This window comes from Stenotrophomonas sp. STEN021, assembly GCF_056760175.1.
The window spans coordinates 83,277-89,276 of the sequence record NZ_JBRREH010000003.1 but is presented as its reverse complement, the minus strand read 5'-3'; the positions used below and the strand labels follow the sequence as shown (position 1 = coordinate 89,276).

Below are 6,000 nucleotides of genomic sequence, written 5' to 3'. Positions count from 1 at the left end.
GGCCCCTGCCGAGCATGGCTCGGCACTACCGGCACCCCTTCAAGGGGGGAACGATCAGAGGAACAGATCCGGCATCAGCGGACGTGACGGGTCCATCGCATAGCCCGACAGATCGGTAATACCCGCTTCGGCCAGTACCTCGTCATCCAGCAGGAACTGCCCGCTGAAGCCAGCCGCGGTGCGGGTCAACACCGCGTGTGCGGCATCAGCCATGATCTCCGGCTTGCGGCAGCCAGCCACATCCACGCCTGGAATCATGTTGATCGCATCGGTGGCAATCACCGTGCGCGGCCACAGCGCATTGACTGCAATGCCCCGCCGGCCGAACTCCGCCGCCAGCCCCAGGGTGACGAAACTCATGCCCATCTTGGCCAGGGTGTAGCCGGTGTGCGGGCCCCACCACTTCGGGTCGAGGCTGGGCGGCGGCGCCAGGGTGAGGATGTGCGGGTTGGGTGCCTGCAACAGGTGCGGCAAGCAAGCTTGCGCGCACAGGAAGCTGCCGCGCGAGTTGACCTGCTGCATCAGGTCGAAACGCTTCATCGGCGTCTCCAGGGTACCGCGCAGCCAGATCGCCGAGGCGTTGTTGACCAGGATGTCGATTCCGCCAAAAGTGTCCACGGTTGCAGCTACCGCCGCATTGACCTGATCTTCTTCGCGGATGTCGCACTTCAGCGCCAAGCCCTGCCCACCGGCTGCGTTGACGGCCTCGGCAGCGGTATGAATGGTACCCGGCAACTTGGGATTGGCGACCGCTGACTTGGCGGCGATGGCGACGTTGGCGCCGTCGCGTGCGGCACGCAGGGCGATGGCCAGACCGATGCCGCGCGAGGCGCCGGTGATGAAAAGGGTCTTGCCTTGCAAGCTGCTCATGCGCACTCCGGAACCGGTAAGAAAGCTATCCGCATTATGCCGATACCAGCATCCACGCACAGTCCTTCGGTTTGCTGAAGGCCCGACACTCAGGGTTCATATGCCTTGCCGATACTGATGGCATATCGCGCAAGGACTCCCGATGAAGACACTGCACCTCACTACGCCGCTGCTGCTCGCCCTTGGGCTTGCGGCCTGCCAGAAGCCAACCCCCGCTGCCGAAGTACCGGCATCTGCCAAGGATGTCACCGCGCAGACCACCGGCTTGGGCGAAAAAGCTGCGCGAATCGGCCCCAACGCCGTATGGACGGGGTCGATCGAGTCCTGCCGTACCGATGCAGCAGCCGACAACTGCCTGCTGCAGGTGATGCGCAGCGGCGGTGCTTCGCCGGCGGCGTTGACAGCTGCCAGCACCTTGTCCGCGCAGGGCAAGCCCGGCTATGTCAGCGCATGGCGCGACGTCGAAGGCATCGGCGTAGCCACGCTGGAGTTCCCGTTCCGCGCCAATACCAACGAAGGTACCTGGCTGGTCGATGCCAATGGCCTGACTATCGACGTGGACGAAAATGTGCTCGATGACGTGGCACGCGGCTCGGATGCCTACAAGGCATTTGCCAGCAAGCATCCGGACTCCGGCCCGTTCGCACCTGCGCTGGCCGCTGGCACCGAAGCGCTACCTGATGGCGGCGTGCGCCTGCGCTACAACACGCCACTGCGCAGTTGCCACGCCTGCGCCGATGATGGGCTGGTAACCATCGGTTACGACTTCGACAGCAAGCGCAGCTTCAAGGGCAGGCAGTTGCTCGAACTGCGCTGAGCCTGCGCAGATCGCCGCGAGGCCTGCTGGCCAGGCATTCCGCCCAGCACAGGAAATGCAGCTCAACCCGGTCCGTGCACCACCATGCGCCGCGCATAGCGCTCGAGCAGGCGCGGCACGATGACCCGGTGCAAAGGCGCTACTGGCAACATGTACAGCCGCCCGAAGTGTCTGTGCAGGTGAACCACGGTGCTCACCTGCAGCTCGCGGTTGTCATGGCCGGGGCCAAGCTCAACAGCCAGTTCCACCCGCAGATGACGATCGCTGTCACCCAGCACGATGCCATCGGCTGTCAGCGCCCGCACGGTGAATATCCCGAGCCTGTCGCCGACCGCCAGCCCCTCCGGTGCATGCGCCGGCACGCTGCGGATCGCGCCCAGGTGTTTCATTCCCAGCAGACGCATTCCAGCATTGCGCAGCCGCATCAGGCCATCGAACCAGGCCGGCACCTGCCGGGCGATGTCCAGATAGGCCTGTACGGCACTGTCCGGCCGGCGAGCCAGATTGATCCGCGATGCATGTGCGAAATGACTGCCCGGCAGCAGCGGGTGCAGCAACATGGCCGCAGAAATCGCTACCTCACGCGCCCGTACACCACGACTCAAGGCTTCGGCCCCTGCCCTTCGTTGTCTTCCCAATGCAGGATGCGTCGGGTCACGAACCGGTAAACCGGCTTGCCGGTAGCAAACCACAGCTCGCGGATCCACGAGTGCCGCTTGAGCAGGCGCAGCTCAACCGGGGTCAACGCCTGCCGGCAATACATGCGCTTGTGCTTGAGCAGGTGACGCAGGTCTTCGCGCGCCAACAAGCGCATCCAGCGCGAACGCGGGTTGCCACATACCGCCAGCTGGAAGTCGATCAGTGCCGGCGAACCGTCTTCGCGCACCAGCCAGTTCGCCTCCTTGGCCAGGTCGTTATGGGCGATGCCGTGCCGGTGCACGCGTTGCAGCAAGCGCCGCGCCGCACGGAAATAGGCCAGGTCGCCATGCGGTGGGCGCTGGTACATGGCCGCGCCCTCCATATAGCTGCGGTCCAGCCAGTGCCCATCCCAGGCCAGCAGCCGCGGTGTCGCCTCCATGCCATCAAGTTTGGCCAGCGCGCGCGCCTCACGCCGCGCCAGCCACCAGGCCGGCAGCCGTAGCCACAAGGGTGTCGCCCCCAGATCACGACGCACGAAACGCCCCTGCGGGCCCTCCATCAGCAGGATTTGCCCGAAGCTGTCAGCTTTGAGCGCGGTGGCAGGTGCGGGGGCGGAGTCGGTCATCACCGCATTCTAGTCGCCAGCGCCTTGTTCATTGAGTGCCATCGCAGGTGAACAAGTGCCATTGCAACCCATTGAACCTCTGCCGTTGCCATCGGTCTGACTCGGGCTTCCCTTTATAATCGGCCGATGAATTCTTCCTGGATCGACGCCACGCTCGCGTGGATCGCCGCCCATCCCATCCTTGCTGGCCTGGCGATCTTCGCCATTGCCTTCTGCGATGCGGTGATCATTCTCGGCGCCATCGTGCCGGCTTTGCCGTTGATGATCGCGGTAGGTGTATTGATCGGCATGGGCGAGCTGTCCGGCCCCTATGCGGTGATATGCGCCACCTTGGGTGCCTTTGCTGGCGACGGCTTGAGCTATTGGGTGGGCCGTCGCTGGGGCGACCGCCTGCGCGGCGTATGGCCGTTCAGCCGTTACCCGCAACTGCTGGACCGTGGCGAGGTCATGTTCCGCCGCAATGCCTTCAAGAGCATCCTGATCGCCCGCTATGTGGGTGCTATCCGGCCATTCGTACCGGCAATTGCCGGCATGGCCAACATGCGCTTCATCAGCTACCTCAAGGCCAGCGGCTTGGCCTGCCTGTCCTGGGCGATCCTGTTCCTGTTGCCCGGCTGGGCGTTGGGACAGGCCTATGACGCGGTGGCCGCCGTGGCCGGGCGCCTGTTCCTGGTGGTTGCCCTGCTCGGCACGATCCTTGGACTGGTCTGGGCCATCGTGCTGTACAGCTACCGCTGGTCGGCGACACGCATGGACGGCTGGCTCGCCCGCCTGCTGGCCTGGTCGCATCGCCACCCGCGTTTCATCGGCCACTCGCTGAGCGACCTGTTCGATCCAAAACGCCGCGAATCAGTGCCGCTGGCCATGCTGGCGCTGATGTTGCTGGTGCTGGGCTGGGGCTGGTTTGCCCTGTTGATGGTGGTCGTCGGTCATGGCGAGCCGCTGGCGCTGGACCTGGCCGTGCACCGCTTGATGCTGGCACTGCGCAACCCGCTGGCCGACTACCCGATGGCCGCGCTGGCCTCGCTGGGCGACTGGCAGGTGCTGTTGCCGGCGATTGCCGCAGGCATGGGCTACCTGGCCTGGCGTCGGCGCTGGATGGCGGTCTTCCATTGGCTGGCCGCGCTGGCCTTCGGCCTGGCCCTGACCAAGCTGCTGGGTGCCACCGTCGATGTGGTGCGGCCACCAGCCGCCAGCAGCGGCTTTGGCTTCCCGTCGGTGGCGGTGACCATGGCCACCATCACCTTCGGCTTCTTTGCGGTGCTGATCGGCCGCGAACTGCCGGGACGCACCCGCGTCTGGCCGTACCTGCTGTCCGGTGCGGTGGTCACGGTGATCGGCTTTGCCCGCATCTATCTGGGCGCGCACTGGCTCAGCGACGTGATCGGCGGCATGTTGTTCGGCGTGTTCTGGTTGCTGGTGCTTGGCGTGGCCTATCGCCGCCGCTTCAATCGCTCGTTCTGGGTCAAGCCGGTGGCATGGTTGTTCTATGGCGTGTTCGTGATTGCCGGGCTCTGGTATGCGCCGCGCAATGTGGCGGCCAAGCTGGCCAAGTTCGAACCCGCAGCAGCCAGCATCGTGCAGATGGACGCCTCCCATTGGTGGCAGGATGGCTGGCATGAGCTGCCCGCTCGCCGCAATGATTTCGACGACGATCAGCGCTGGCCGCTGGATGTGCAGGTGGCCGGTCCGCTGCCTGCCTTGCAGCAGCAGCTCGAGCGCAATGGCTGGACCCGGCAGCCCCAGGCTGGCTGGCAGCAGGCGCTGATGATGCTGGACATGAAGGCCACGCCGCAGCAGGTGCCGGTACTACCGGCAACGCTGGATACCAATGTCGAAGCGCTGCTGATGCTGCATCCGGGTGCGCGTCCGGATGAAATCCATGCACTGCGGCTGTGGCCTTCCACCGTCCAGCTGCAGCCAGGGCAGGCACCGGTATGGTTGGGCAGCGCGCAGACCCTGCGTTACCAGCGGCACCTGAAGCTGTTCGGCATGTGGCGGCCGCTGCGCGGCGTCGACCCGGCACTGGACACACTCAAGCAATCGCTGGATGGCCTGCAAACCCAGCAGCAGGTGCAGCCGGAAACGGGCTTGCCGCTGTTGATGATCCGCGCCGAGCCCAAATCATAAGCACGCCGTAGTGCCGAGCCATGCTCGGCAGGAGCGTTCCGAGCGAAAGCTGCAGGACCGTAATGCCGAACCATGCTCGGCAAGGGGCAATACCGGCAAGGCCTCTGTCGAGCATGGCTCGGCACTACGAAGGCATCGCCGGCCAGCGCTGTGGGAGCGGCGTCAGCTGCGAAGCTGATATATCGTCAGATTGCGGATTCCGCTCGCCTCGAAGCATTGCCAGCTTCGCGGCTTGCGCCGCTCCTACCACCGAACTACAGATCTTCCTCGATCGGCACGTCCAGTTCCGGTATCCACTCCAGCAATCGATCCAGGCGCTGGCGCGGATCATTTTCCTGCAGCAACTGCAGCCGCTGGGTTTCGTGCAACGGCAATAGCTCGGCCAAACGCCAGCCCACCCACGCCGCCTGATCCAACTGTGCCGGGCCGACAGCTGCGTACTCGCCACCTACCTGCTCGATGATGTGTTCCAGCAAGGTGCCCAGCAAGCCATGCTCGGGCTGGAGCTCATCGTCGCTGTCGCGCTCACACCACTCGACATCAGCCACCACCAGGCCGTTGTCGCGTACATGAGTCGCCGTTACGTGGAAACGACGAGCACCACGCAGGCGCAGCACCAGCACGCCGTCCGGGCCAACGTCGAAATCCTCGACTACCGCTTCCACGCCCCAGGCAGCAGGGATTGCCGGTGCACCGACCTCCTCGCCATCGAGAATCAGGCAGACACCAAAGGTGCTGCCGGTACGCCCACACTCGCGCACCAGATCCAGATAGCGCGGCTCAAATACGCGCAGGTTCAGCATCGCACCGGGTAACAACACCGCATGCAGGGGAAACAGGGCAAGACTGAGCAATTGCATGATCCAGGTGATGGCAGGTATTCGGCAGACAGGCCCGATGGTACTCCACCGCACACCTA

At 64.7% G+C, this 6,000-nt stretch carries 6 protein-coding genes; 2 read left to right on the top strand and 4 right to left on the bottom strand.

The genetic code is table 11. From position 1 onward, the window contains the following. Positions 1–54: 54 nt before the first annotated feature. The gene (locus tag ACVOL0_RS01400) at positions 55–870 is read right to left on the bottom strand and encodes an SDR family oxidoreductase (protein ID WP_481547556.1); all 816 of its coding nucleotides are present in this window, start codon (positions 868–870) and stop codon (positions 55–57) included. A 142-nt stretch (positions 871–1,012) separates the two neighbouring features. Between ACVOL0_RS01400 and ACVOL0_RS01395 the strand changes: the two genes are divergently transcribed. Further along, the gene (locus ACVOL0_RS01395; RefSeq protein WP_481547555.1) at positions 1,013–1,687 is read left to right on the top strand and encodes a hypothetical protein; all 675 of its coding nucleotides are present in this window, start codon (positions 1,013–1,015) and stop codon (positions 1,685–1,687) included. A gap of 62 nt (positions 1,688–1,749) precedes the next feature. Here the strand turns inward: ACVOL0_RS01395 and ACVOL0_RS01390 are convergent, their stop codons facing one another. Then, entirely contained in the window at positions 1,750–2,292 is a 543-nt protein-coding gene (locus ACVOL0_RS01390; RefSeq protein ID WP_481547554.1) for a DUF2867 domain-containing protein, read from the bottom strand. Beyond that, positions 2,289–2,951 carry a protein kinase family protein gene (locus tag ACVOL0_RS01385; protein ID WP_481547553.1) on the bottom strand — a complete coding sequence of 221 codons (663 nt, stop codon included), beginning with the start codon at positions 2,949–2,951 and terminating at the stop codon, positions 2,289–2,291. Before ACVOL0_RS01385 ends, ACVOL0_RS01390 begins: the two co-directional genes overlap by 4 nt. A 126-nt stretch (positions 2,952–3,077) precedes the next feature. Between ACVOL0_RS01385 and ACVOL0_RS01380 the strand changes: the two genes are divergently transcribed. Continuing rightward, positions 3,078–5,081 (top strand): bifunctional DedA family/phosphatase PAP2 family protein, encoded by a 2,004-nt coding sequence (locus tag ACVOL0_RS01380; RefSeq protein ID WP_481547552.1) that lies wholly within the window; start codon positions 3,078–3,080, stop codon positions 5,079–5,081. Positions 5,082–5,335: 254 nt separating this feature from the next. On the opposite strand, the gene ACVOL0_RS01375 is transcribed toward ACVOL0_RS01380, so the two are convergent. Further along, entirely contained in the window at positions 5,336–5,941 is a 606-nt protein-coding gene (locus ACVOL0_RS01375) for an LON peptidase substrate-binding domain-containing protein (RefSeq protein WP_481547551.1), read from the bottom strand. Positions 5,942–6,000: the final 59 nt, after the last annotated feature.

What these genes read in the sequence shown, in the direction of transcription:
- ACVOL0_RS01395 (WP_481547555.1), top strand. Translation starts at nt 1,013, where the DNA reads ATGAAGACACTGCACCTCACTACGCCGCTGCTGCTCGCCCTTGGGCTT.
- ACVOL0_RS01375 (WP_481547551.1), bottom strand. Translation starts at nt 5,941, where the DNA reads ATGCAATTGCTCAGTCTTGCCCTGTTTCCCCTGCATGCGGTGTTGTTA.
- ACVOL0_RS01380 (WP_481547552.1), top strand. Translation starts at nt 3,078, where the DNA reads ATGAATTCTTCCTGGATCGACGCCACGCTCGCGTGGATCGCCGCCCAT.
- ACVOL0_RS01400 (WP_481547556.1), bottom strand. Translation starts at nt 870, where the DNA reads ATGAGCAGCTTGCAAGGCAAGACCCTTTTCATCACCGGCGCCTCGCGC.
- ACVOL0_RS01385 (WP_481547553.1), bottom strand. Translation starts at nt 2,951, where the DNA reads ATGACCGACTCCGCCCCCGCACCTGCCACCGCGCTCAAAGCTGACAGC.